Source organism: Helicobacter pylori (assembly GCF_900120335.1).
In the GTDB taxonomy this organism is placed as follows: Bacteria; Campylobacterota; Campylobacteria; order Campylobacterales; family Helicobacteraceae; genus Helicobacter; species Helicobacter pylori_BU.
The window spans coordinates 947,924-971,975 of record NZ_LT635477.1 but is presented as its reverse complement, the minus strand read 5'-3'; the positions used below and the strand labels follow the sequence as shown (position 1 = coordinate 971,975).

The following is a 24,052-nucleotide window of genomic DNA, read 5'->3' as shown; positions in this document are numbered from 1 at the left end:
TAGAGCAAACTCGCTTAAAATCACGCATAAAGAGTGATTTGCATGCTCGTTTCTTGGTTTTCATGGTCTGTATTCTCTTGGTAGCTTTTTAGAACACTTTCTTTTAGGGGGGTTAATTCCTGCTCTTTGAATGGCTCTTTTGGTTGATCTTTGGGGGCTTGTTGCTCTTTAGAAGAATCTTGCGAAAAGCTCAAATCCACCCCTTCAAAGCCTAAAGCGTTCAGGCTGTTTTTAAGATCTTGTTGGTTGTCCAAAAAGGTTTGCAAGCTGTTATTGTGAGAAATCACGCTCACTTTAAGGTTTTTACCCACTTTTTGAATGGTTACTTCAACCTTGCCCAATTCCTTAGGGAATAAATCCATAGAGATCTTGCTCATGGGGGGTTTGTATTCTTGGATTTCTTGTTTTAATTGTTGGGTGAAATGCTTGATCGTCTCTTTAGGGGCGGTGCTTTTATTGTCGCTTGTCTTATCGCTAGCTTGGGTGTTTTGCGCGCTTTGAGCGTTGCTACTAGTTTCTTTAGCTTTTTCTTTATTGTCGCTTACTTCTTTAGTTTTTTCTTCTTTTTCTAGGGGCGTTGGAATATTATCGTTAGGGGGGTTAGCTCCTATTAAAGGCATTAAAGGGGGCGTTTTAAGGGCGAGTTTAGGGGCATTTTCTGGCGTTGTGGCTTGGGCTGTGGTCTGGGTTTTAGCGTGAGTAGGGGTTTTTTCTGGCTTTTTTTTAGAAAGCGTTTTATCCCTTTTAATGGCGTTCATTTGTAAAGCTTCCTTTAAAGGGGGCGTTTTTTTTTCGCTATTTTGGGGGTTTACGTGTTCTTTATTTTGCGGTTCTTTTTTTTCTAAAGATTGCAAAACGCTAGAAAGGTTGGCGGTGTTTTTAGCGTCGTTCTTTGCAAGGGTGTGGTTAGTGGGCGTTTGCGTTGCTTTTAAGGCGAGCTGATCGCTCGCATTTAAGGGGGTTTCTTTTTTTTCTAACGGAGCCGTTGCTTGAATGTTGCTGGCGTTTAGGTCATGTTTTTGGCTGAGCGTTTGAATGTCTTTAAGGGTTTTTGGATCTTTGGCGCTATGGGTTGGGGTGGTGAGGGTTTTATTAGCGTGGTTAGGGGTTATAGGGTTTTTACTAGGCAAGTTTGTTTGATGAGCGTTAGAAACAACTTCGTTAGGCTTTTTTTCATTCTTACTTAAAGTTTCGTTAGGGGTTTTGGGGTTAGTTTCATTAGCCTCATGGGTTTCATGTTGGGCCTCATGTTGGGATTTATGCGGGGCTGTTTTGTGGTTGAGCCAATCTTTTAGGGTAGGGGCTTGTTGGTTTTTGGCGAGGTTTTGAGCGTGTTGGTGGTTTAGAGTAGGGGTTTTTTCAAACGCTTTAGCGTCTTTTGGCGTGTCTTTTAACGCGCTAGGGTTTTCTTTAGAGGCGGTTTTGTCTTTAGAGATCTTTTGGTTTAAGATCTTGCTGAAATCCTTTGATGCGCTTTTAGGGGCGTTTTTGGCGTCTTTAACTTCGTTTTTCGCTCCGCTGTTTAAAGCGTTTGCGTTGGTGTGAAGGGGATTAACAGGAGATGGCATGGTTATCCTTTAAAACAACTCTTTTATTTTACATGGTGGGAGTCAAGCAAAAAGAGTTCCTTAAGATGAATGATCAAATCTAAAAAATGCTAAAAGCCTTTTTACAAAACTATGGTTTCGTTTAGGTTTAATTAAATTTTGCTACAATTAAATAAAAACGATGATTTTAAGGGAGATTGGCATGCAAAGTTTATGGATTTACCCAGAGGATACCGAAGTTTTAGGGGTTGCTTGTAAGAGCCTTTTAAAAGCATTGAAGCCTCGTTATCAAAAAATCGCCCTGTTTTCACCCATTAGTGGGGGGTGCGAGGGCTTTTGGGAGTGCGAGGGCCTAAGCTCTTTAGAGATCCATAGCGCCATAGACAAACAAAAGGCTTTAGAGCTTGTAAGCACCGCTCAAGAAGAGTTACTATTTGAAACGATTCTCAAACGCTATGATGAATTACAATCCACGCATGATTTTGTCATTAATTTGGGGTATGCGCCGAAGTTTTTCTTAAACGCTCTTTTAGACTTAAACACCATTTTAGCCAAGCATTTAAACGCTCCTGTGGTGGCTGTCGCGCAAACGAGTTTGGAATATTTGAAAGCCATGCATTCTCATATTCTTAAAAAAGAAGCCCCTTTCGCTGTAGGGTTATTTGCGGGCGAAATGCTTGAAAAACCACATTTTTTGAGCGCGTCTCTTTGCAAGCAACAATGCGAATTAGAAGCGGATCTGATAGAAAGCGTGTTGCAAACAAAAAGCGAGATTATTACCCCTTTAGCCTTTCAAAGGAGTTTGGAGAAAAAGGCTAAAAAGCAGATTAAAAAAGTCGTTTTACCCGAGAGCGAAGATGAAAGGATTTTGAAAGCCGCGCATCGTTTGAATTTAATGGGCGCGGTGGGATTGATTTTATTAGGCGATAAAGAAGTTATTAACTCCCAAGCGAAAAATTTGAACTTGAATTTAGAAAATGTAGAAATTATTGATCCCAACACCTCGCATTATAGAGAAGAATTCGCTAAAAGCTTGTATGAATTGCGAAAATCAAAGGGCTTGAGTGAGCAAGAAGCCGAGCGATTAGCGTTGGATAAAACTTATTTTGCGACCATGCTCGTGCATTTAGGCTACGCGCATGCCATGGTTTCTGGGGTCAATCACACCACGGCTGACACCATTAGACCCGCTTTACAAATCATTAAAACCAAGCCTGGCGTGAGCCTGGTTTCAAGCGTGTTTTTCATGTGTTTGGACACTCAAGTGTTCGTTTTTGGGGATTGCGCCATTATCCCTAACCCTAGCCCTAAAGAATTAGCCGAGATCGCTACCACTTCCGCGCAAACCGCTAAGCAATTCAATATCGCGCCTAAAGTGGCCCTGCTTTCTTATGCGACAGGAAATTCCGCTCAAGGCGAAATGATAGACAAAATCAACGAAGCCCTAACAATCGCGCAAAAATTAGATCCGCAATTAGAAATTGATGGCCCTTTACAATTTGACGCTTCCATTGATAAAGGCGTAGCGAAGAAAAAAATGCCTAATAGCCAAGTGGCCGGGCAAGCCAGCGTTTTTATTTTCCCGGATTTAAACGCCGGGAACATCGCTTATAAAGCGGTGCAACGGAGCGCTAAAGCCGTGGCGATAGGGCCTATCTTACAAGGTTTGAACAAGCCCATTAACGATTTGAGTAGGGGCGCTTTAGTGGAAGATATTGTTAACACCGTTTTGATTAGCGCCATTCAAGCGCAAGATTATTGATAGGAGAAATGATGGAAATTTTAGTGTTGAATCTGGGCAGTTCGTCTATCAAGTTTAAGTTGTTTGACATGAAAGAGAACAAGCCCTTAGCGAGCGGTTTAGCCGAAAAAATCGGCGAAGAAATAGGGCAGTTGAAAATCAAATCGCATTTGCACCATAACGATCAAGAATTAAAAGAAAAGCTTGTGATTAAAGATCATGCGATCGGGCTTTTAATGATTCGTGAGAATTTAACGAAAATGGGGATCATCAAAGATTTCAATCAAATTGACGCTATAGGGCATCGTGTGGTTCAAGGGGGGGATAAATTCCATGCCCCGGTGTTAGTGGATGAAAAAGTCATGCGAGAAATTGGCAATCTTTCTATTTTAGCCCCCTTACACAACCCGGCGAATTTGGCCGGTATTGAATTTGTCCAAAAAGCGCACCCCCATATCCCTCAAATCGCTGTTTTTGACACCGCATTCCATGCCAGCATGCCCAATTACGCTTACATGTATGCGTTACCTTATGAATTGTATGAAAAGTATCAAATCCGGCGCTATGGTTTCCATGGGACTTCGCACCATTATGTGGCTAAAGAAGCGGCGAAGTTTTTGAATATCGCTTATGAGGAATTTAACGCGATCAGTTTGCATTTAGGGAACGGCTCAAGCGCAGCCGCCATTCAAAATGGTAAAAGCGTGGACACTTCTATGGGGCTAACCCCACTAGAGGGCTTGATTATGGGCACAAGGTGTGGGGATATTGACCCCACTGTGGTGGAATACATCGCGCAATGCGCGAACAAGAGCTTAGAAGAAGTGATAAAGATTTTAAATCATGAAAGCGGTTTGAAAGGCATTTGTGGGGATAATGACGCCAGAAACATAGAAGCCAGAAAGGAAAAAGGCGATAAACAAGCCAAACTCGCTTTTGAAATGTGCGTTTATCGCATTAAAAAGTATATTGGGGCTTACATGGTAGTCTTAAAAAAAGTAGATGCGATCATTTTTACAGGGGGATTAGGGGAAAACTACTCGGCTTTAAGAGAGAGCGTGTGCGAGGGCTTAGAAAATTTAGGCATTGTTTTGAATAAAACCATTAATAACGAGCCAGGAAGTGGGTTGGTGGATTTAAGCCAGCCTAATACTAAAGTCCAAATTTTACGAATCCCCACTGATGAAGAGCTAGAAATCGCTTTACAAGCCAAAGAAATGGTAGAAAAATTAAAATAAAGGTTGTTTAATGAGAATGGTTCATTTTTTAGAGGGCGTTCATTTTGAAAAGCTCCACATTGAAGCGTTGAGTGAAAATTCTTCCAATAAAGAAATCCGCATTTGCATGCCCAAAGGAGCGATCATGGACAAACACAAGGCCCCGGGAGCTATCAGCGTGCAGGTTTTAGAGGGTAAAATCGTTTTTGAAGTGGGAGATGAAAAAATAGAAATGCCCAAGGGGGCGTTAATCAGCCTAGAAGCCCAAGTTTCACATCGTTTGGACGCTTTAGAAAATAGCGTTATAAGATTGTCTTTGAGTAAAAAATAAGGAAAATCAAATGATGAAAGCCGTTTTTATCAATGTTTGGTATTTGCTTTTAACCATCATTTTATTAATCATCATATGGAGGATCATTAGATTAGTGTTAAAAGATAAAAACGACAGCGGCGATAAGGGGTTAGGGTAAAGCATGTTTTTTGATCTAAAAAGATGAGCCAAAAAGATAAAAGAAGTCGTTTAATGACAGTCGTTTAATTAAGCACGCTACAATACGAAAATTTTAAAAGACAAGGAAAAGAAATGAGCGAGCAACGAAAAGAATCGTTACAAAATAACCCTAATTTGAGTAAAAAAGACGTCAAAATCGTGGAAAAGATTTTGAGCAAGAACGACATTAAAGCCGCTGAAATGAAAGAACGCTATTTAAAAGAAGGGCTGTATGTGTTGAATTTCATGAGCTCTCCTGGCAGCGGTAAAACCACGATGCTAGAAAATCTAGCGGATTTTAAAGACTTTAAGTTTTGCGTGGTAGAGGGCGATTTGCAAACCAACAGAGATGCGGACAGGTTGCGTAAAAAAGGCGTGAGCGCGCATCAGATCACCACCGGCGAAGCGTGCCATTTGGAAGCGAGCATGATTGAGGGGGCGTTTGATTTACTCAAAGATGAGGGGGCGTTAGAAAAAAGCGATTTTTTAATCATTGAAAACGTGGGGAATTTGGTTTGCCCCTCAAGCTATAATCTGGGGGCGGCGATGAATATCGTTTTACTCTCTGTCCCAGAGGGCGATGATAAGGTGCTAAAATACCCTACGATGTTCATGTGCGCGGATGCGGTCATTATCAGTAAGGCGGACATGATTGAAGTGTTTAATTTCAGGGTTTCTCAAGTCAAAGAGGACATGCAAAAATTAAAGCCTGAAGCGCCTATTTTTTTAATGAGCTCCAAAGACCCTAAAAGCTTGGAAGATTTTAAAAATTTCCTTTTAGAAAAAAAGCGTGAAAATTACCAATCCACGCATTCGTTTTAATGTGTTTAGCGATCCCCTCTAAAGTCATAGCCATTAACGATAATGTGGCTATTTTGGAGACTTTGGGCGTTCAAAGAGAAGCGAGTTTGGATTTAATGGGCGAGTCCGTTAAAGTGGGCGATTACGTGTTGCTCCACATCGGCTATGTGATGAGTAAGATTGATGAAAAAGAAGCCCTAGAGTCCATTGAGCTTTACCAAGAAATGATCGCCAAAATGAACGAAACGCAATAAAAACAATGAGCGTTGATCACCTCATTTCGCCCTTTAGAGACAAGCGGATTATTTTAGTGCTCTCTAATGAAATCAAAAAACTCGCTTCCAAACTCACTAAAAAATTAGTCATCATGGAAGTGTGCGGAGGGCATACGCATTCCATCATGAAATACGGGCTTTTAGACTTGATGCCTAAAAATTTAGAGTTTGCGCATGGGCCAGGGTGTCCGGTGTGCGTGATGCCAAGAGCGCGCCTTGATGAAGCTTACGAACTCGCTAGCATGAAAGATAGCATTGTTTTGAGTTTAGGGGATATGATGAGAGTCCCCGGGAGCTATGGGAGTTTGATACAAGCCAGAGAAAAGGGGCTAGATGCGCGTTTTTTGTATTCGCCCATGCAAGCTTTAGAGATCGCTAAAGAAAACCCGCATAAAAAAATCATCTACATTGCGATCGGATTTGAAACCACCACGCCGATGACGGCTAGCGTCTTACTCAACGCCAAAAAAGAAAAATTAAAAAATCTTTTTTTCCACATTAACCACATTTTAGTGCCTCCAAGCGTGAGCGCGATTTTAGAAGATCCAGCATGCCAGATTAACGCCCTTTTAGCCCCTAGCCATGTGAGCGTGATCAGCGGCGCTCAAATCTACGCTCCTTTAGTGGATCGCTTTAGACTCCCCATTATCGTGAGCGGTTTTGAGCCGGTGGATATATTAGAAAGCGTGCTGATGCTCACTAAACAAGCCCTAAACAAAGAAGCCAAGCTAGAAATCCAATATAAAAGAGCGGTGAGCTATGAAGGGAATACAAAAGCGCAAGAATTAGTGAATGCATGCATGGAAGTGAGAGAAAATTTTGAATGGAGAGGGTTAGGGAATATCAAACATTCCGCTCTCAAGCTTAAAGAAGCGTTCGCCTCCTATGACGCTGAAAAAGTCTTTAAAGAACACTTAAGCCACAAAACCTCTAAAGAAAACAAAGCATGCAAGTGCGGGGAGATTTTAAAAGGCATCGCTAAGCCCCCAGACTGCTCATTATTCGCCACAACTTGCACCCCGCAAAACCCGATCGGCAGTTGCATGGTCAGCTCTGAGGGGGCGTGCGCGGCGTATTATCGTTACAAGCGCGTTTGAGCTTTAAAAATTGCTTTAAGCCCCTAGATTGCTCACTATTCGCTACAACTTGCACCCCACAAAACCCGATCGGCAGTTGCATGGTCAGCTCTGAGGGGGCGTGCGCGGCGTATTATCGTTACAAGCGCGTTTGAGCTTTAAAAATTGCTTTTTGGTGAAATCGCTCAAGCCCTCGCAATTGACATCCACGCTAACCGGTTTTTTAGGGGGGTTTTCTTTTTTGACAACCGGTTTTTGATACGCCCTTTTCCTCACGCTCGCTTGGATAGTATCAAAATCAAAGGGGTAATTTAGGGCTTTTAGGATCTTTTGCGTTTCTAAAAAATGGGCTTTCAGGTGGTTGGTGTAATGGTCTTTTTCTGTTTCAAAGGCTTTCAAGAAACTCGGGTGCGTGAAATAGATTTTTAGGATTTGGTGTTCTATTTTAGCGTATCTAAACCCTTTCTTTAAATCCCCTAAAATTCCAGCCACATAACGATTGATCACCTCTCTTCGCTTGAGCTGGAGCTTTAAATTTTTAAACGCAGACATTTGAGCGATTCTTTTAAACAGCAAAAAGGTTTCTTTCTTTTTCAAATAGCGTTTATAAATGAGAGGGTTAAATCCATTTTCCATGATGAAATTATAGCGTTTTAGCTTGACTTTTTTAAAAAGCTTTTGTATAATGCTTCTTTTATTGTTGTTGGGGTGTCGCCAAGCGGTAAGGCACCAGGTTTTGGTCCTGGCATTCCGAGGTTCGAATCCTTGCACCCCAGCCATTTTTCCTTTTAGTGCGTTCTTATTAGCGTGTCGCGGAGTAGAGCAGTCCGGTAGCTCGTTGGGCTCATAACCCAAAGGTCAGTGGTTCAAATCCATTCTCCGCAACCAATCCCTTTTTTTAAATTTAACTCTGTTTAATAGAATTTATCCCACTAGCACGAAAAACTCTGTCCTTTAGGACGGAGATGTAAGTGCTTAGCCGTTAGGCTATATTTAAACTAAAAGAGGTTAAAATATCTCCAGTCTTTTTGGGGTAGGAAATATCCATGCAGACTTTAAAGAACAAAGCCTTTCGTGTTAGCATTCAATAGAATGCTTTAGTTAGGAAGCTCCTTGCTTTAGAAAGGGGCGGTTTCACAGAATTTAAAAAATGCTTTAGCGTTTTTAAGATAAATAATAAAAGAGCTACAAGCAAGCGATAACTTTACTAAAAAAGCGGTCTTCTTGGGTTAGGGGATTTAATTGGGGGTTGTAGGGGGAGAGTTATTTCAAAAACCCCCCCTATCCCCTTAAGAAAATGAGTTTTCAATTAAAAAATAAGCTTCGCATGAGACACTAACGCAAGAAAACGAGTTTCAATTAAAAAAACGATTTTCAAATGAAAAAAACGAATTTCAAATGAAGAAAACGATTTTCAAATGAAAAAAACGAATTTCAAATGAAGAAAACGAATTTCAAATGAAGAAAATGAATTTCAAATGAAGAAAACGAATTCCCCTTAAGACACCAACTTAAAAAAGCCTAACCATAGATTTCACCACCACCAAACGAAACAAAAAGCATCAAAAGTAAAAAAATCATAAAATTTTCTCAAAATGACAAAAAAAAAAAAACGCTTTATGCTATAATACTCCAAATACATTCCAATGCAAATGCATTCTAATGCAAATACATTCTAATGTATAAAATCCCCAATATTAAAATCCAATCTAAAAAGGAGAAAACATGAAAAAACACATCCTTTCATTAACTTTAGGCTCGCTTTTAGTTTCCACTTTGAGCGCTGAAGACGACGGCTTTTACATGAGCGCGGGCTATCAGATCGGTGAGGCCGCTCAAATGGTGAAAAACACCAAAGGCATTCAAGATCTTTCCGATCGTTATGAAAGTTTGAACAACCTCTTGACCCGATACAGCACCTTGAACACCCTGATCAAATTGTCCGCTGATCCGAGCGCGATCAATGGGGTGCGTAACGATTTGGGCGCGAGCGCGAAGAATTTGATCGGCGATAAAGCCAATTCCCCAGCGTATCAAGCCGTGCTTTTAGCGATCAACGCGGCGGTGGGGTTTTGGAATGTCGTGGGCTATGTGACGCAATGCGGCGGTAACGCTAATGGTCAAGAAAGCGCCTCTTCTACGACCATCTTCAACAACGAGCCAGGGTATCGATCCACTTCCATCACCTGTTCTTTGAACAGGTATGCACCTGGATACTACGGCCCTATGAGCATTAAAAATTTCAAAAAGCTTAACGAAGCCTACCAGATCCTCCAAACGGCTTTAAAAAAAGGCTTGCCCGCGCTCAAAGAAAACAACGGGACGGTCAATGTAACCTATACTTACACATGCTCAGGGGAAGGGAATAATAACTGCTCGCCAAGCGTCACAGGTGTAGGCAACCAAAATGGCGGAACTAAAACCATCATCAAAAATAGCGGAACTAAAACCATCATCAGTTCAAAAGTCGTTAATAGCGGAGCTAGTGGTAACACAACAGGGGTGTCCTATACCGAAATCACTAACAAATTAGACGGTGTGCCTGATAGCGCTCAAGCGCTCTTAGCGCAAGCCAGCACGCTCATCAACACCATCAACGAAGCATGCCCGTTTTTCCACGCGCCTAATAACCAAGCTGGTGGCCCAAAATGGGAATGGCCCTCTAACAAGCTGTGCGGCGCTTTTTCACAAGAAATCAGCACGATCCAAAAGATGATCACGGACGCGCAAGAGCTGGTCAATCAAACGAGCGCCATTACCAACAACGAACAAAGCACTCAAGTGGGCGCTAATAATAACGGCAAGCCTTTCAACCCTTTCACAGACGCTAGTTTCGCGCAAGGCATGCTCGCTAACGCGCAAGCGCAAGCCAAGATGCTCAATCTAGCCGAACAAGTGGGGCAAGCCATTAACCCTGAGAGGCTTAGTGGGACTTTTAAAAACTTTGTTACAGGCTTTTTAGCCACATGCAACAACCCCTCAACAGCTGGTACGAGTGGCACACAAGGTTCGCCTTCTGGCACGGTCACCACTCAAACTTTCGCTTCCGGTTGCGCCTATGTGGAACAAACCCTAACGAACTTGAACAATGACATCGCCCATTTTGGCACTCGAGCGCAGCAAATCCAACAAGCCGCAGACATCGCTGACACTTTGGTGAATTTCAAATCCCGATACAATGAATTAGGGAATACTTACAACAGCATCACCACCGCGCTCTCCAAAGTCCCTAACGCGCAAAGCTTGCAAAATGTGGTGAGTAAAAAGAATAACCCCTATAGCCCGCAAGGCATAGAAACCAACTACTACCTTAACCAAAACACTTACAACCAAATCCAAACGATTAACCAAGAGTTAGGGCGTAACCCCTTTAGGAAAGTGGGGATTGTTAGTTCTCAAACCAACAACGGCGCGATGAATGGGATCGGTATCCAGGTGGGTTACAAACAATTCTTTGGGCAAAAAAGGAAATGGGGCGCTAGGTATTACGGCTTTTTTGATTACAACCATGCGTTCATCAAATCCAGCTTTTTCAACTCGGCTTCTGATGTGTGGACTTATGGCTTTGGAGCGGACGCGCTTTATAACTTCATCAACGATAAAGCCACCAATTTCTTAGGCAAAAACAACAAGCTTTCTGTGGGGCTTTTTGGTGGCATTGCGTTAGCGGGCACTTCTTGGCTTAACTCTGAATACGTGAATTTAGCCACCGTGAATAACGTCTATAACGCTAAACTGAACGTGGCGAACTTCCAATTCTTATTCAACATGGGAGTGAGGATGAATTTAGCCAGATCTAAGAAAAAAGGCAGCGATCATGTGGCCCAGCATGGGATCGAACTAGGGCTTAAAATCCCTACCATTAACACGAACTATTATTCCTTCATGGGGGCTGAACTCAAATACCGCAGACTCTATAGCGTGTATTTGAATTACGTGTTCGCTTATTGATGTTTAGCCCTTTGTGGAACCCCCTTTTTTTGGGGGTTTTAAATTCTCTTTTTTAAAGCCTTTCTCTTAAACTCCCTTTTTTTAGGGGGCTTCTTTTTAAAGGATTTCTTTTTTTGAACCCTTTGTTTTTAAACTCCCTTTTAGGGGAGAACCCTTTGTTTAAGGGGTTTCTTTCTTTTGAACCCTTTTTTTTAAATTCCTTTGTTTTGAACTTCTTGTTTTTGAACCCTTTGTTTTTTTGAACCCTTTGTTTTAGGGGGCTTCTTTTGAACCTTTTTTTTTAAACCTTTGTTTTAAACCCTTTGTTTTTAAATTCTTTGTTTTTAAATTCTTTGTTTTTAAATTCTTTGTTTTTTGAACTCTTTTTTTTAGAGGGGCTTCTTATTGAGAGATTTCTTTTCTTAAACCCTTTGTTTTAAATTCCCTTTTTCTTTGAACTCCCTTTTTCTTTGAACTCCCTTTTTCTTTGAACTCTTTTTTTTAGAGGGGCTTCTTATTGAGAGATTTCTTTTCTTAAACCCTTTGTTTTAAATTCCCTTTTAGGGGAGAACTCCCTTTTTCTTTGAACTCCCTTTTTCTTTGAACTCCCTTTTTCTTTGAACTCCCTTTTTCTTTGAACTCCCTTTTTCTTTGAACTCTCTTTTTTTTGAACTCTCTTTTTTTTGAACTCTCTTTTTTTTAAACTCTCTTTTTGAGGGGTTTGATGAAAAAATCCTTTTTAGCGTTTTTATATTAGTTAGTGGGAAACTTGGCGTTAATTCAAGCGATAGTTTTTAAAAAGCGCTTCTTTAGGGGGGTTTAATCTTTTCACTGATTTTTCATTAATTTCTCCCTCCGCTTTTAAATCTTTTAGTTTTGATTTCTAGCTTTTTAATCTTGCTCTATCGCTTGCGCTATAATGAATTGGTATTTTTAATAAAAGGGATAAGCATGCCAAACACCACCGACAAAGATTACACCCAATACAGCCAAAGACAGCTTTTTAATCTCATGAATAAAAAAGAACAAGAAATAGAAAAGCTAAAAAGAGATAGGGCGTATCTTGAAAAGAAAATGGCTAAAGAGCTAGAAAAAAAAGATAAAGGTTTCACTATCAAATTAGAAGAATTGAATAAAATCTTACAAGAGATCAACAAAAGAGCTAATGATTGTTGTTTTGGGCATGAAACCCCAAATATTGAAACGCAACAAGCCATGAGAGAAGCGTTAAATGGCGAAAATTTAGAAACTATTGAAGATTTTTCTGCATGGGCCAATGAAAGAAAAAAGGAAGTGAATGCTGAAAATTAAGCACCATATCCTTTACAAAAAAGATTTTAAAAAACTTGTTAAAAAGAGGGAGTCTTGATTAGTGCCTACATTAGCGTTAAAATTTTGGTTTAGCCCTATCTTAATGTAGTTTAGCTTGCCATAGTTAGTCGTTGTCCCTATCGTGCTTGTTAGGGCTGGCTTGTTATCTTGGAATTGTTGTTGGTTGAATGGTTTGCTAAAGGATAGCTTGGGCGTGTTAGTGGGGTCTAATTACCTCTACAATTTAACTTGATCAATCAGTTAGAACTTGAGTGAGGCGTTAAATGGGGTTGATCTCACTCAAATTGATAGTTTAGATGATCTTACAAACGAGCTAAAAAAGAAATCAAATAGTAGAGGTTTGAAAAGGCATGCTTTAGCGTTTGGTTTAAAGATTGAGATTTTAAAAAGAATACAAAAGAACCTTACAAGCCCATGATGATTTAAGGCAAGAATTAGAACCATTGGGGTTTGAAAACACTCAAGGGAGCGTTTATCTAAAAGATCAATAACAAAAAAATTAGAAATGTAATTTAGATATAATGGGGTTGTCATGATTGATTGAATTAAGGAGATAAGATGTTAAAAAATGTAGAAATGGGGGCTAATTTTTATAAAGAGCTTGGAAAATTAGAAAAACAATTAGCTAAATATCAAAGTAAAGTTTTAGAAATTAAAACACAAATGAAAGAGATTAAAAAGCAATATTCTCAAGCTAAGAAAGATGAAAATTTAGCTAGTAAATATATTCCTAATGATGAGTTAAAAAAAGATTTATCCCACTAGCACGAAAAACTCCGTCCTTTAGGGCGGAGATGTAAGTGCTTAGCCGTTAGGCTATTTGAATATCGTTTCACCTAGATCCATTCGCTTTTTAGCGCATTCTATTAAAAATCAAAGTTAGCTAGTTAATGCGGTGTTTCTTGCTCTTGTATGTATTGCTTAATCAACTCTAAAGGAGCACCCCCACAACTCCCGGCAAAATAACTAGGCGACCACAAATGCTTCCCCCATAAACTAGCTTCAACGCTTTTGAAATGGTGTTTTCTAATCAAACGACTGCTCACGCCTTTTAAAGAATTGACTAGCTTGCTCACGCTCACTTTGGGTGGGTAGTTGATAAGCAAATGCGCATGATCGCTCTCCCCATCAAATTCTACCAACTCGCTCTCAAAGTCCTTACACACTTTGGCAAACACCGATCCTAAAAAATCTATCACTTCCTTGTTGAACGCTTTACGCCGGTATTTAGTAACAAACACCAAATGCGCATGCATCAAAAAAACACAATGTCTTCCGTGTCTTATGTCATCAATTCTTTTCACAGACCTATTTTAACTAAAAGAGGTTAAAATACTTCTATGAAAGTCAATAAGGGTTTTAAATTCCGCTTGTATCCCACTAAAGAACAAGAAAGCAAACTGCAACATTGTTTTTTTGTCTATAACCAAGCCTATAACATCGGCTTGAATTTGCAACAAGAGCAGTATGAAAAGAATAAAGATTTACCTCAAAAAGAAAGAAAATGGAAAAAATCAAGCGAGTTAGATCATGCGATCAAACAATGCCTAAGAGCTAGGGATTTACCCTTTAGCTCTGTGATAGCCCAACAATCACGCATGAATGTTGAAAGGGCTTTTAAAGACGCTTTTAAGGTTAAGAACAGGGGCTTTCCTAAATTCAAAAACTCCAAGTTCGCCAAACAATCTTTTTCTTGGAATAATCAAGGCTTCTCTTTCAAAGAAAGCGCTGATGAACGCTTCAAGATATTCACTCTCATGAAAATGCCCTTGCTTCTGCGCATGCACAGAGATTTCCCCCCTAACGCTAAAATCAAGCAAATTACAATCTCTTGCAGCCACAGAAAATATTTTGTTAGCTTTAGCGTGGAATACGAACAAAACATTGCTACCATCAAAAATCCTAAAGATTGTGTGGGGATAGATTTGAATGTCTTTGACATCGCTTGTTCTTGTGGTGTGAATAACCCTGAAAAACTCACTGATTTTAAGCGCTACCTTTTAGACATGGAAGAATTGCTAGGGATAAAGTTAGATGCAAAAACTCACGCAACACAGCTCATTCCCACTTATTCCAAACTGCATTCTTTAAAAAAATACTCCAAAAAATCTAAAAGATTGCAAAAAAAACAGAGCCGCAGGGTTTTAAAATCCAAACAGAACAAAACCAAATTAGGAGGTAATTTTTACCAAACGCAAAAGAGATTGAACCAAGCCTTTGACAAGTCTAGTCATCAAAAAACAGACCGATACCATAAAATCACAAGCGAACTTTCAAAGCAATTTGAATTGATAGCAGTTGAAGACTTGCAAGTAAAGAACATGACTAAAAGAGCCAAACTCAAAAACGTTAAACAAAAGAGTGGGCTTAATAAATCTATTCTCAACGCTTCATTCTATCAAATCATCTTCTTTTTAGACTACAAACAACAGCATAATGGCAAATTGTTAGTGAAAGTTCCCCCACAATACACCAGCAAAACTTGCTGTAATTGTGGGAGCATCAACCCCAAGCTCAAATTGAATCACAGGCAATATTTGTGTCCTGATTGTGGGTATAAAGAACACAGAGATATTAACGCTGCGAACAACATCTTGAATAAAGGGTTAAGTCTTTTTAGGGCAGGAAATGTCCTTGCAGACTTTAAAGAACAAAGCCTTTCGTGTTAGCATTCAATGGAATGCTTTAGTTAGGAAGCCCCTTTCTTTAGAAAGGGGTGGTTTCACTAGATATTGATAATCCTAATACGACCGAAAACTTTAAGCCTAAGAATGCTAGTGAAATTTGGCAATTCGCTCTTAATTCTTAGGGGCTTGAATGCTAGAGATTGAATTAAAAAAGAAATTCACTAAGGATTTAAAAAAGCATATTTTAAATCAAAAAATTGAGTTAGAAGTTTTTGACTTAGTGGTTGAAAATTTAAGAAATCAGATTCCATTGGACAAAAGATTTAAAGACCACGCTTTAAGTGGAACATACAAAGGCTGTAGAGAGTGCCACATTAAGCCTAATGTTTTACTTGTGTATAGAATGAAAGGCAATGTTTTAACTTTAGTCAGGCTTGGGCAGTCATAGCGAGTCGTTTTGAACCGCCCACACCACTCATAACGCTTAAATGAATCGCCCACCAACTACCCCCCTTTTTAGGGATAAAATTCAGGGTTAAAACACCGCTCATGCTTTTTTATTTTTTAAACACCCTCGTGTTTGCCGCTTTTTAAATACCCTCGTGTGCGCATTTCTTTACGCTTCAAAGCCCCTTCATAACGGCGGATTTCAACCTCTGTTTTAGGCTCGTATTTGGGCATGGGGGTGGGTTTGCCATTTTCCACAGCCACCATCGTGAAATAGCATGAATTGGTGTGCGTGATTTCACGAGTTTTAATGTCTTCGCTCAAAACCTTAATCCCCACCTCGCATGAAGTGTTCCCCACGTAATTGATGCTGGCTAAAAAAGTGAGCAAATTCCCCACAGGAATGGGGTATTTAAAAGTAACCCCATCCACGCTTAAAGTGACCGTTCCTTTAGCGCAATAACGAGTCGAACACACATAAGCCACTTTATCCAACAAATTCAACAATTCCCCCCCATGCATGACGTTGTTGAAATTAGCGGTTGTAGGCACGACTAAATAGCTCATCAATAATTTAGTGCGATCCGCTGTGTCTATAGTGAAATCAAAATGATTGGAATGCGATGATTGTATTTGAGGCATTGCTTCTCCTTAATTAAAATTGGTGTTAAAAATGTTTTTTGTAAAAAACATTCCAAGAACTATATATTAGTAAAAATTAAGTAATATTAAGTGAATATTAGAGGAATTAGAAAAATAATAAGAGGGTTAGCGTTAAATAATGGGCGTTGGAGAGAAAGAAGAGAAAAAAGAAAGCCAAAAGGTGGCGGTTATCACAGGGGCGAGTTCTGGGATTGGGTTAGAGTGCGCGTTAATGCTGTTAAATCAAGGGTATAAGGTCTATGCGCTCTCTAGGCATGCGACTTTGTGCGTAGCGTTAAACCATGCGTTATGCGAGTGCGTTGATATTGATGTGAGCGATTCTAACGCTTTAAAGGAAGTGTTTTCAAACATCAGCGCTAAAGAAGATCATTGCGACGTTTTGATCAATTCCGCCGGTTATGGGGTGTTTGGGAGCGTGGAAGACACGCCCATTGAAGAGGTTAAAAAGCAATTTAGCGTGAATTTTTTCGCCCTTTGTGAAGTGGTGCAACTTTGTTTGCCCTTATTAAAAAACAAGCCTTATTCTAAGATTTTTAACCTTTCTTCCATAGCGGGGCGAGTAAGCATGCTCTTTTTGGGCCATTACAGCGCGAGTAAGCATGCCCTAGAAGCTTATAGCGATGCCTTGCGTTTAGAGCTTAAACCCTTTAATATTCAAGTGTGTTTGATTGAGCCAGGCCCGGTGAAAAGCAATTGGGAAAAAACCGCTTTTGAAAACGATGAGCGAAAAGATAGCGTTTATGCTTTGGAAGTGAATGCGGCTAAAAGCTTTTATTCTGGCGTGTATCAAAACGCCCTAAGCCCTAAAGCCGTGGCACAAAAAATCGTTTTTCTTACTATGAGTCAAAAAATCAAGGCTCGTTATTTGATCGGCTTAAAAACCCAATTGTTGTTAGCGTTGTATCAAATCCTCCCGAGTAGCTGGTATGATTCTTTGTTCAGATTAGTTGTTCTTGGGAGGAAGCGCGATGCTTAAAACCTATCATATTGCCTTAGCTTGCGTGATTTTAGCGGTGGTGGTGTTGTTGTTTGGAGGGGAGTCCTTGAGTTTGGAAGAATGGCAAGAAGTGTACCTGAATGTGAAAAACCACTTTTTACACAATGAAGAATTGAGCTCTTTAAGTGTTATTATTTTAGAAATACGATTACCACGAGTGATTTTAGCGCTCTTAGTGGGGGCGAGTTTGTCCGGGAGTGGGGTGGTGATGCAAACGATTTTTAGAAACCCCTTAGTCGATCCCTTTTTACTAGGGATTTCTAGCGGAGCGATGCTAGGCGTGGCGATGGCGATAGCGGTAGTGGAGTCTAACATTGCGATTTTGGCGTTTTTTGGGGCGATTTTAGCCAGCCTTGCTGTTTTGGCGATGAATAGGGTTTTGGGCAATTCCGTCCTTTCGTTGGTGCTTTCAGGGGTGGTTTTGAGCGCGTTTTTAAGCGCCTTAGCCGGGGCGATCAAATTCTTTGTGATCCCCCAAAAAGCGCAAGCGATTGTCGTGTGGCTTTTAGGGAGCTTGTCTTTAAGCAGTTATAAGGATTGCTTGATCGCTTTCATAGGGCTGTCTTTGGGCTTTATCCCTCTCTTTTTGTTAAGGTGGCGCATCAATTTATTGAGCTTGAGCGATGCGCAAAGTTTGAGCTTAGGGATTAACCCGGTGTTATTGCGATCGCTTTGTTTGGTGTGCGTGAGCGTTGCGAGCGCTTTAGCGGTGAGCGTGTCCGGCACGATCGGCTGGATTGGGTTAGTCATTCCGCATGTGGCGAGGTTGTTTTTTGGGGCGAATTTACAAAAACTGCTTTTAAGCTCTTTATTAATGGGGGCGTTTTTCTTGCTTTTGGCGGATGTGGTGGCTAAAACCATTACCCCCTATGATTTACCGGTAGGCATTGCGACAAGCGTTTTAGGAGCGCCTTTTTTCCTATGGCTTTTATTCAGGACTAGGGGGGTGTGATGGTCTTAGAAGTTAAAAACCTGTCCTTTAAGTATTCTCAAAAACTCATTTTAGACAAGTTGAGTTTTAGCGTGCCAAAAAACAGCATCACAAGCATTTTAGCGCCTAATGGATCCGGTAAAACCACGCTTTTAAAATGCCTTTTAGGGCTTTTGAAGCCTTTAGAAGAAACCGAAATCAAGGCGTGTAACAAAGATATTTTACCCTTAAAGCCTTATGAAAAAGCCAAATTGATCGCTTATATCCCCCAAGTGGAATATTATGCGTTCAATTTCAGCGTGTTGGATTTTGTTTTAATGGGGAAGGCGACGCATTTGAATCTATTCGCTATGCCTAAAGCTAAGCACATTAAAGAAGCCACTAGCGTTTTAGAGCGCTTGGATTTAGAGTCTTTAAAAGATCAAGGCATTAACGATTTGTCCGGCGGTCAAAGGCAAATGGTGCTTTTAGCCAGAAGTTTGTTGCAAAGAACGCCCTTATTGTTACTAGATGAGCCTACGAGCGCGTTAGATTTAAAAAACCAAGCCCTTTTTTTTGATGCGATTAAAGATGAGATGAAAAAACGAGAATTGAGCGTTTTAGTCAATATCCATGATCCCAATTTGGTTGCCAGGCACTCCACGCATGTGGTCATGCTCAAAGATAAAAAACTTTTTTTGCAAGCTTCCACGCCAATCGCTATGACTTCACACAATTTAAGCGCGCTCTATGACACGCCCCTAGAAGCGATCTGGCATGATGATAAGCTTGTGGTGTATGCGTTGTAGGGGTTGAAAATAGGGGATTTTGAGTTATAATGTTTCGTTTATTTTTATTTTCAAGGAGTTTATGTGAAAATTAGCGCATCTGTTACCCCCCCCCCCTCATTTCAAACTATCCCTATAGTAGTCGCTTTTGACAATAATTATTGCATCCCTGCGGGTGTGAGTTTATATTCCATGCTTCTTAACGCGAAGCGAGAAAGAGATGGGGTAAAACTCTTTTATCAAATCCATTGTTTAGTGGATAGTTTGAGCGCTGAAAATGCAGAAAAATTAAAGCGGACTATAGCCCCCTTTAGCGCGTTTTCTGGTATTGAATTTTGTGATATTTCAAAGAATGACGCTTACCCTTTTACATTGGTTTCTCAACTTTTCTTAAGACTCAATCCTTTCGCTAAAAAGCGTTTTTCTAAAATGATTTTATGCCGTTTGTTGCTAGCGAGTATTTTCCCTCAATACGAAAAAATAATCATGTTTGATGTGGATACCTTGTTTGTGGGCGATATTAGTGAGGGCTTTTTTATCCCTATGGATGGAGAGTATTTTGGAGCGACCAAAGAAGACCTCTCATTGATTAACATTCATAGCGCTAATGATTTGTTTGTATCTCGGCTCAATTGGTCTAAGGGAATGGGTGTCAAACTCAATCATAAAAGCCTGAGCTTTCAAGAAGTGGGAATTCTATATGAAAACCCTTTTAATGCAGGTTTTATGCTGGTCAATTTGGCGTTGTGGAGGGAGAGTCATTTGGAAGAAAAGCTGATTGATTTTTTTAAAACAAGAGATGAAGGGCTGTTGTTGCCAGAGCAAGATTTATTTGTACTTGTTTGTCAAGGGTGTATTTTAGAAATGCCTTGCAAGTATAATGTCCATCCACGCATGGTTGGGACAAGAATGATACCTAAAAAATCTGATGTTTGCATGTTGCATTTTTATGCTGATGAAAAGCCTTGGAAGCATTTTGGCTACCCGTATTCTAAAGAATGGCACCAAGTCGCTTTTAAAACTTCTTTTGAATCTTTGGTTTTTGAGAATTTAGTGGGTAAAATTGAAACTTTTACTGAACTCAATGACCACAACAAAAAGAGTTTTTTTGAATTTTTAAACACCAAGCTGAATAAAAAATTTCTTATACAATACATTTTGTTTAAGATTTTTAAAAAGCTAGAGTCTTTTTGTTTGCGTTAAGCAGAATTTATTTGAAAGCTAACCCTTATTTGGGGTTGGTTTGCTAATACGCTCCTCCAATTATACTTTTTAAACCTATCGCACCCCATGCCAGAGCATGGGTTTAAGAGCAATACTTAGATCGGTATTAGAAACTATACCTCATTCCTAAATTGGAAGCGAAATGGCTTGCGTTGGAAATCAAATTGTGCAAATAAACCACGCCCAAATTCAAAAACACTTCTTTAGCTAATCGCAATTCCCCACCCATCATCGCTCTTGCATAGGTGCTTAAAGGACTGCGAGCGGCATTGATTTTAAAGGTGTTTAAAGACGCCACATCATTCGATCCAAAGTGAGCGAACTCTTGTAAAACTCCCGCATGCAAATAGAAGTATGAAGTGTCCCCATAATAATAACGCGCTTCCACATTAGCGTTAGCGTTGAATAAATGCTGACTGCTCGCGCCATTTTTTAAAGCCACTTGTGATTGGCTATTGCTTTTAAAGTTGGTTGAGCCTAAATGGTTATAGCTCACGCCCACGCTTGGTTTTAACACTAAAGCGTTCCTAAAAAACGCGAAGTCATAACCATAGCTCGCTCTTGTTGTGGCACTATAGGCTAAGTAATGATAGCTTTGATTCAAATCTTGCAATAGAGCGCTTTTGAAATTCAAGCTTGATTGATCACTCCCTAGCGCCCCTTGAGCTTCAAAGTCAAATTCATGCTGGTTAGCAAAAATACGGCTATACACGCCAAAATTAGTGTTATTGGCCCCAGAGTTAAGAGAGTTCGCTTGATTACTAAAAGAGCTATAACCATAGCTTCCAAACCCGCCCACAATGGCTTCCACTTCCCCATTAAGGTAAGCATCTACGCCCGCACTTGTGCCATACAATGAAGCGTTAGAGCCGCTATTCAAGCTCGCTCCCCCAATAGCGTTAGCCCAAACATTGGTGGGTTTTTCATATTTAGGGGCAAATTGATACAACACTTCTGCCGCGCTCTCTAAAGAAGCGAATCTTTGGCCTTTTAAAGCTTGTAAGCGTTGAGCGAACGAGTTAATATGGTTGGTGTGTCTCCTGGAGAGATTGACTAAACGAGAATTTAAAATCATCGCATTGCTCAAGCTCAAGGTTTGTAAGCCGCTTTGTTTATGCTCTAAACTGGCTACATTATTTAAAGCGTCAGTGGCCGCATTCAATTGCTTGGTGATTTCACCGGTGCTTGTGTTATCAATCATTTGTCTGGCATAACCCGCATCATGGCTATCAATCAATAAGGTTTGTAAGAGATCCCTACCTTTTGCGCCTGAATGAGTATAAAGCGTGTCAATATCTTTAGAGCGGTTAGCCAATTCAAACACGCTTTCAATAGTGCCAAAATCATGCTGATTGATAGCGACTAAATTAGGAGTGGCGCTGTGAGCGAAAGGAGCGTTCTTCACGAGGGCGTAGTTAGCAGAACGCGCATTATTAGTGGTGTTTGTGGGTAAGTTGGTGGTATTGCCACCATTCTCAGTAGGCGTAGAATTGCCTAAATAATACACCGAGATTTTAGAGCCGTTAGCCGTTTTACTGATGCCTATATTTTTCCATGCCTTACCGATAAGATACTTGTAATTGTCAGGGTTGTTCACCATGCTTTGATTGCCGATAGCCATACCGCATGCTTTAATGTCATCAGTATTTCGCACCACACAAGTATCCATGCGGTTATTGTTGTTATAAAGGGCTAGGCGCTCTTTGAATTGCTCTTCTAGATTAACATTACTAATGCCATTGGTACCTGTAGAAACATTACCATAACCAATGATTTTCGCTTTCACTAACACATGCTCTGTATTTTTAATGAGATCTTGAGCGCTGTTAATCTTGATGAGCGGTTTGTAAAATCCGGTCGCGCTGTCTATATCATTATTAAACATCATAGCTGCTGCATTGCCTACGCTTAAGGTTGCCACTTTCCCACCTCGGACCAGATAGTTGATAGTGCCTTGATTGTTGATAAAATCCCCCTGAATGGTTAAATTTGAAAATTGACTATAGTCCATGACCGCATTTTGACCCAGGGTTAGATTATTAAACATGAGCTTTGATGTGCCCCAAGGGTTTTCTGGGGTTGAAGAAGCGAATTTTCTGGTGATTTCAACATTTTTAACATTTCTAGCGTCAAAATAATTCCAAGGGCTATAGTAAAACTCATTGATAACCAGTTTTTCGCCGCTTTTAAATTTGACACCCCCAGAAAAGATTGACCTAGTGCCAGTTTCCAAACGCACGGTATTGATGCGCGATTGACTGCCTATATCTTCGCTAAAATGAGTGTATTCCCCCACACTTATCCCATTGGTTTTAACAATCAATTCATTAATGTTGAAGTTTTTAACGGCCACATTAGTGGAAGCTGTGATGAGCTTGTTGATATTGACTTTGTCTGTAACACCACTAAAATCCAAGGTGTTGAAACCACCATTACCCGTATCAATACCTTTAAAATTAGCTGTATGAGCATCCACCTTTAAGTTCACAAATCTTCCCAGACTAATATCGTTATTGAAAGTGGCTGTGCCGTTTTTAGTATCCACACCAGCCTTAAACTCAAAATTCGCACTTGATCCTGCCAAAGCATAGCCACCCACTTGATTATTCACCCTTAAAGGCCCATCAACGGTGATATTCCCGGTTAGATTTTCCACTAAAAGGGTGCGCCCGCTCGCTTGATTGGACAGATTGACACCGCCTTTGCCGATATTCAAATGAGCTGCATTGGTGGTAAGAGAAGCTTTAAACCCTCCCACTTTAATCGTGCCATCGGCTTTAGTGTTGATGCGATCAATATTGACAACCGTGTCTTTGCCGCCCGCAAAAGGCCCATCAATGACTTGCGTGGGTTCAGTTTCTGTTTTTTGCGTGTTATTGGGTGGGTTAATGACCTCTGTGTTGCTATTGTTATTTTGACTGATCTTTTGCTTGTCGTTTTTAGTGCCACTTTGAGAAGTGGTATTATTAGGTTTATCCTTGTAACCACCTTCTGGAGGGGCGATAATGTTTAACCCAGCGCTTTGCCACAAATCCAGTGTGCCAATATGAGTCTTATTGCTAGCGATAATGCCTGCTTGAGCGGCGTTTTGATCCCCCACAGTGAGATGGTTAAAATCCACTTCTCCTTGAACTTTTGAAGTGTTGATCGTGCTGTATGAAGGGGCCAAATACGCTCCCACGTATTGCAAACGGCCCATCCACACATTACCATTTAATTTAACGCTGTTTGAAGCCAAATTAAGCGTGGCGCCATCATAAAGAGAAATTTCCGCATTTTTACTGCTAGTAATCCCTTCTGAAGCTTGCAAAGTCAAAACTGTAGAGCTGGCTTTCCTCCCGGCTCCAGAACCCACACGATTATTGATTTCTACAAAATTTTCAATTGAGATATTTTTAGCGTTAAAATCCACTCTCGTGGTGCGATCAGCGCTATCCTTATAGCTTGTGAAAGAATTGCCATTGAATTGGCCCAAGCGTAAAGTGGCTTTTTGCATATTCACGTCTAAATCCCCACCAGTAAAGTTTCTAAGCCCTGATAGTTTATAAGTCCCTACAGCGTCTTTCATATCCACTTCAAGCTTATTCCATTGCCCGCCTTTGACCCAATAATGCCTAGCGGCGTTCCCCCAGTCCCAACCTCCATCAATCTTACTGGATAAAAGGGATTGGTATAAGTCGTATTCCTTGTTAGGGAATTCATTAAAGCCTTTTCCTGCTTGAATGCGCCAAACTTTATCGGGTTTATCTGGGGTTTTATTCGCTTCTTCGGCCTGTTTGAGTCCCCAACTAAGAAGCCCTGAGACCGTTCCTACAGCGGTGCCTGTAGCGATACCCCCAACAATGGCTGGAATGATCACGGTCGTGAAAAAGGCGGCATGACTCTCTTGCGGTATGGCGCTAATCAACGCTCCTGCTAAAACGAGAGAAACTAAAGGGCGATTCATTTTGCGGTGTGTTTGTTGTAATTCCATTTTCTTCCTTTCTT

At 40.5% G+C, this 24,052-nt stretch carries 20 protein-coding genes, 2 tRNA genes and 2 pseudogenes; 19 read left to right on the top strand and 5 right to left on the bottom strand.

Going from position 1 to position 24,052, the window contains the following annotated elements; translation table 11 throughout:
• Window positions 1-20: 20 nt before the first annotated feature.
• A complete protein-coding gene (fliK, locus tag CS889_RS04780) occupies window positions 21-1,568 on the bottom strand; it encodes a flagellar hook-length control protein FliK (RefSeq protein ID WP_089086997.1) in 1,548 nt (515 codons plus the stop codon).
• A gap of 181 nt (window positions 1,569-1,749) precedes the next feature.
• On the opposite strand from fliK, the gene pta reads away from it, so the two are divergent.
• From pta to hypD, 7 genes are all read left to right on the top strand, one after another.
• Window positions 1,750-3,309, top strand: coding sequence for a phosphate acetyltransferase (gene pta / locus CS889_RS04775; RefSeq protein ID WP_089086996.1), 1,560 nt, complete (start codon window positions 1,750-1,752; stop codon window positions 3,307-3,309).
• Complete coding sequence (locus CS889_RS04770; protein WP_172825116.1) at window positions 3,306-4,526, top strand: acetate kinase; 1,221 nt, start codon at window positions 3,306-3,308, stop codon at window positions 4,524-4,526. The genes pta and CS889_RS04770 overlap by 4 nt, the downstream gene beginning before the upstream one ends.
• A 10-nt stretch (window positions 4,527-4,536) precedes the next feature.
• Window positions 4,537-4,836 (top strand): cupin domain-containing protein, encoded by a 300-nt coding sequence (locus tag CS889_RS04765; RefSeq protein ID WP_001243100.1) that lies wholly within the window; start codon window positions 4,537-4,539, stop codon window positions 4,834-4,836.
• Between the two features lie 10 nt (window positions 4,837-4,846).
• Window positions 4,847-4,975, top strand: coding sequence for a hypothetical protein (locus tag CS889_RS08620; RefSeq protein WP_000973855.1), 129 nt, complete (start codon window positions 4,847-4,849; stop codon window positions 4,973-4,975).
• A 113-nt stretch (window positions 4,976-5,088) separates the two neighbouring features.
• A complete protein-coding gene (hypB, locus tag CS889_RS04755) occupies window positions 5,089-5,817 on the top strand; it encodes a hydrogenase nickel incorporation protein HypB (RefSeq protein ID WP_000003589.1) in 729 nt (242 codons plus the stop codon).
• A complete protein-coding gene (locus tag CS889_RS04750) occupies window positions 5,817-6,050 on the top strand; it encodes a HypC/HybG/HupF family hydrogenase formation chaperone (protein ID WP_000335445.1) in 234 nt (77 codons plus the stop codon). The genes hypB and CS889_RS04750 overlap by 1 nt, the downstream gene beginning before the upstream one ends.
• A gap of 5 nt (window positions 6,051-6,055) precedes the next feature.
• Window positions 6,056-7,168 (top strand): hydrogenase formation protein HypD, encoded by a 1,113-nt coding sequence (gene hypD, locus CS889_RS04745; protein WP_089086994.1) that lies wholly within the window; start codon window positions 6,056-6,058, stop codon window positions 7,166-7,168.
• A gap of 84 nt (window positions 7,169-7,252) precedes the next feature.
• Here the strand turns inward: hypD and CS889_RS08475 are convergent, their stop codons facing one another.
• A complete protein-coding gene (locus CS889_RS08475) occupies window positions 7,253-7,783 on the bottom strand; it encodes a hypothetical protein (protein WP_089086993.1) in 531 nt (176 codons plus the stop codon).
• A gap of 68 nt (window positions 7,784-7,851) precedes the next feature.
• On the opposite strand from CS889_RS08475, the gene CS889_RS04735 reads away from it, so the two are divergent.
• From CS889_RS04735 to CS889_RS04705, 5 genes and pseudogenes are all read left to right on the top strand, one after another.
• Window positions 7,852-7,926 (top strand) — tRNA-Gln (locus CS889_RS04735).
• A gap of 32 nt (window positions 7,927-7,958) precedes the next feature.
• Window positions 7,959-8,035: transfer RNA gene (locus CS889_RS04730), tRNA-Met, on the top strand.
• An 837-nt stretch (window positions 8,036-8,872) separates the two neighbouring features.
• On the top strand, window positions 8,873-11,098 hold the full coding sequence (babA, locus tag CS889_RS04720) for a Hop family adhesin BabA (protein WP_089086992.1): 2,226 nt from the start codon (window positions 8,873-8,875) through the stop codon (window positions 11,096-11,098).
• 930 nt (window positions 11,099-12,028) lie between these two features.
• Complete coding sequence (locus tag CS889_RS04715; protein WP_089086991.1) at window positions 12,029-12,388, top strand: hypothetical protein; 360 nt, start codon at window positions 12,029-12,031, stop codon at window positions 12,386-12,388.
• Between the two features lie 579 nt (window positions 12,389-12,967).
• A pseudogene (locus CS889_RS04705) lies at window positions 12,968-13,165 on the top strand (jhp0828 family protein); the annotation flags it as partial.
• A gap of 131 nt (window positions 13,166-13,296) precedes the next feature.
• Here the strand turns inward: CS889_RS04705 and tnpA are convergent.
• On the bottom strand, window positions 13,297-13,713 hold the full coding sequence (tnpA, locus tag CS889_RS04700) for an IS200/IS605 family transposase (RefSeq protein WP_089086989.1): 417 nt from the start codon (window positions 13,711-13,713) through the stop codon (window positions 13,297-13,299).
• 36 nt (window positions 13,714-13,749) lie between these two features.
• Here tnpA and CS889_RS04695 point away from each other — a divergent pair, with 36 nt between their 5' ends.
• The 3 genes and pseudogenes from CS889_RS04695 to CS889_RS04685 all read left to right on the top strand — a co-directional run bounded on the left by CS889_RS04695 (window position 13,750) and on the right by CS889_RS04685 (window position 15,484).
• A complete protein-coding gene (locus tag CS889_RS04695; RefSeq protein ID WP_089086988.1) occupies window positions 13,750-15,078 on the top strand; it encodes an RNA-guided endonuclease InsQ/TnpB family protein in 1,329 nt (442 codons plus the stop codon).
• Window positions 15,079-15,134: 56 nt separating this feature from the next.
• Window positions 15,135-15,218, top strand: a pseudogene (locus tag CS889_RS08770) (jhp0828 family protein); the annotation flags it as partial.
• Between the two features lie 8 nt (window positions 15,219-15,226).
• Window positions 15,227-15,484: a type II toxin-antitoxin system YafQ family toxin gene (locus CS889_RS04685; RefSeq protein ID WP_089086986.1), complete on the top strand. Its 258-nt coding sequence runs from the start codon at window positions 15,227-15,229 to the stop codon at window positions 15,482-15,484.
• Between the two features lie 116 nt (window positions 15,485-15,600).
• Here CS889_RS04685 and CS889_RS04680 read toward each other — a convergent pair whose 3' ends face one another.
• Window positions 15,601-16,125, bottom strand: coding sequence for an acyl-CoA thioesterase (locus tag CS889_RS04680; protein ID WP_001135603.1), 525 nt, complete (start codon window positions 16,123-16,125; stop codon window positions 15,601-15,603).
• Window positions 16,126-16,264: 139 nt separating this feature from the next.
• Here CS889_RS04680 and CS889_RS04675 point away from each other — a divergent pair, with 139 nt between their 5' ends.
• The 4 genes from CS889_RS04675 to CS889_RS04660 all read left to right on the top strand — a co-directional run bounded on the left by CS889_RS04675 (window position 16,265) and on the right by CS889_RS04660 (window position 20,044).
• Window positions 16,265-17,122, top strand: coding sequence for an SDR family oxidoreductase (locus tag CS889_RS04675; protein ID WP_099167480.1), 858 nt, complete (start codon window positions 16,265-16,267; stop codon window positions 17,120-17,122).
• The gene (locus CS889_RS04670; RefSeq protein ID WP_000921470.1) at window positions 17,115-18,095 is read left to right on the top strand and encodes a FecCD family ABC transporter permease; all 981 of its coding nucleotides are present in this window, start codon (window positions 17,115-17,117) and stop codon (window positions 18,093-18,095) included. The genes CS889_RS04675 and CS889_RS04670 overlap by 8 nt, the downstream gene beginning before the upstream one ends.
• Window positions 18,095-18,862, top strand: coding sequence for an ABC transporter ATP-binding protein (locus CS889_RS04665; RefSeq protein ID WP_000242348.1), 768 nt, complete (start codon window positions 18,095-18,097; stop codon window positions 18,860-18,862). Before CS889_RS04670 ends, CS889_RS04665 begins: the two co-directional genes overlap by 1 nt.
• A gap of 63 nt (window positions 18,863-18,925) precedes the next feature.
• Entirely contained in the window at window positions 18,926-20,044 is a 1,119-nt protein-coding gene (locus tag CS889_RS04660; RefSeq protein WP_172951935.1) for a glycosyltransferase family 8 protein, read from the top strand.
• 127 nt (window positions 20,045-20,171) lie between these two features.
• Here CS889_RS04660 and CS889_RS04655 read toward each other — a convergent pair whose 3' ends face one another.
• Entirely contained in the window at window positions 20,172-24,038 is a 3,867-nt protein-coding gene (locus CS889_RS04655) for a vacuolating cyotoxin family protein (RefSeq protein ID WP_089086984.1), read from the bottom strand.
• Between the last annotated feature and the right edge of the window lie 14 nt (window positions 24,039-24,052).

Excerpts from the sequence above, each read along its gene's own strand:
- babA (WP_089086992.1), top strand. The coding sequence starts at position 8,873 with ATGAAAAAACACATCCTTTCATTAACTTTAGGCTCGCTTTTAGTTTCC.
- CS889_RS04675 (WP_099167480.1), top strand. The coding sequence starts at position 16,265 with ATGGGCGTTGGAGAGAAAGAAGAGAAAAAAGAAAGCCAAAAGGTGGCG.
- CS889_RS08620 (WP_000973855.1), top strand. The coding sequence starts at position 4,847 with ATGATGAAAGCCGTTTTTATCAATGTTTGGTATTTGCTTTTAACCATC.
- CS889_RS04670 (WP_000921470.1), top strand. The coding sequence starts at position 17,115 with ATGCTTAAAACCTATCATATTGCCTTAGCTTGCGTGATTTTAGCGGTG.
- hypD (WP_089086994.1), top strand. The coding sequence starts at position 6,056 with ATGAGCGTTGATCACCTCATTTCGCCCTTTAGAGACAAGCGGATTATT.
- CS889_RS04680 (WP_001135603.1), bottom strand. The coding sequence starts at position 16,125 with ATGCCTCAAATACAATCATCGCATTCCAATCATTTTGATTTCACTATA.
- pta (WP_089086996.1), top strand. The coding sequence starts at position 1,750 with ATGCAAAGTTTATGGATTTACCCAGAGGATACCGAAGTTTTAGGGGTT.
- CS889_RS04715 (WP_089086991.1), top strand. The coding sequence starts at position 12,029 with ATGCCAAACACCACCGACAAAGATTACACCCAATACAGCCAAAGACAG.
- CS889_RS04655 (WP_089086984.1), bottom strand. The coding sequence starts at position 24,038 with ATGGAATTACAACAAACACACCGCAAAATGAATCGCCCTTTAGTTTCT.
- CS889_RS04695 (WP_089086988.1), top strand. The coding sequence starts at position 13,750 with ATGAAAGTCAATAAGGGTTTTAAATTCCGCTTGTATCCCACTAAAGAA.
- hypB (WP_000003589.1), top strand. The coding sequence starts at position 5,089 with ATGAGCGAGCAACGAAAAGAATCGTTACAAAATAACCCTAATTTGAGT.
- CS889_RS04685 (WP_089086986.1), top strand. The coding sequence starts at position 15,227 with ATGCTAGAGATTGAATTAAAAAAGAAATTCACTAAGGATTTAAAAAAG.
- CS889_RS08475 (WP_089086993.1), bottom strand. The coding sequence starts at position 7,783 with ATGGAAAATGGATTTAACCCTCTCATTTATAAACGCTATTTGAAAAAG.
- CS889_RS04750 (WP_000335445.1), top strand. The coding sequence starts at position 5,817 with ATGTGTTTAGCGATCCCCTCTAAAGTCATAGCCATTAACGATAATGTG.
- fliK (WP_089086997.1), bottom strand. The coding sequence starts at position 1,568 with ATGCCATCTCCTGTTAATCCCCTTCACACCAACGCAAACGCTTTAAAC.
- CS889_RS04665 (WP_000242348.1), top strand. The coding sequence starts at position 18,095 with ATGGTCTTAGAAGTTAAAAACCTGTCCTTTAAGTATTCTCAAAAACTC.
- CS889_RS04765 (WP_001243100.1), top strand. The coding sequence starts at position 4,537 with ATGAGAATGGTTCATTTTTTAGAGGGCGTTCATTTTGAAAAGCTCCAC.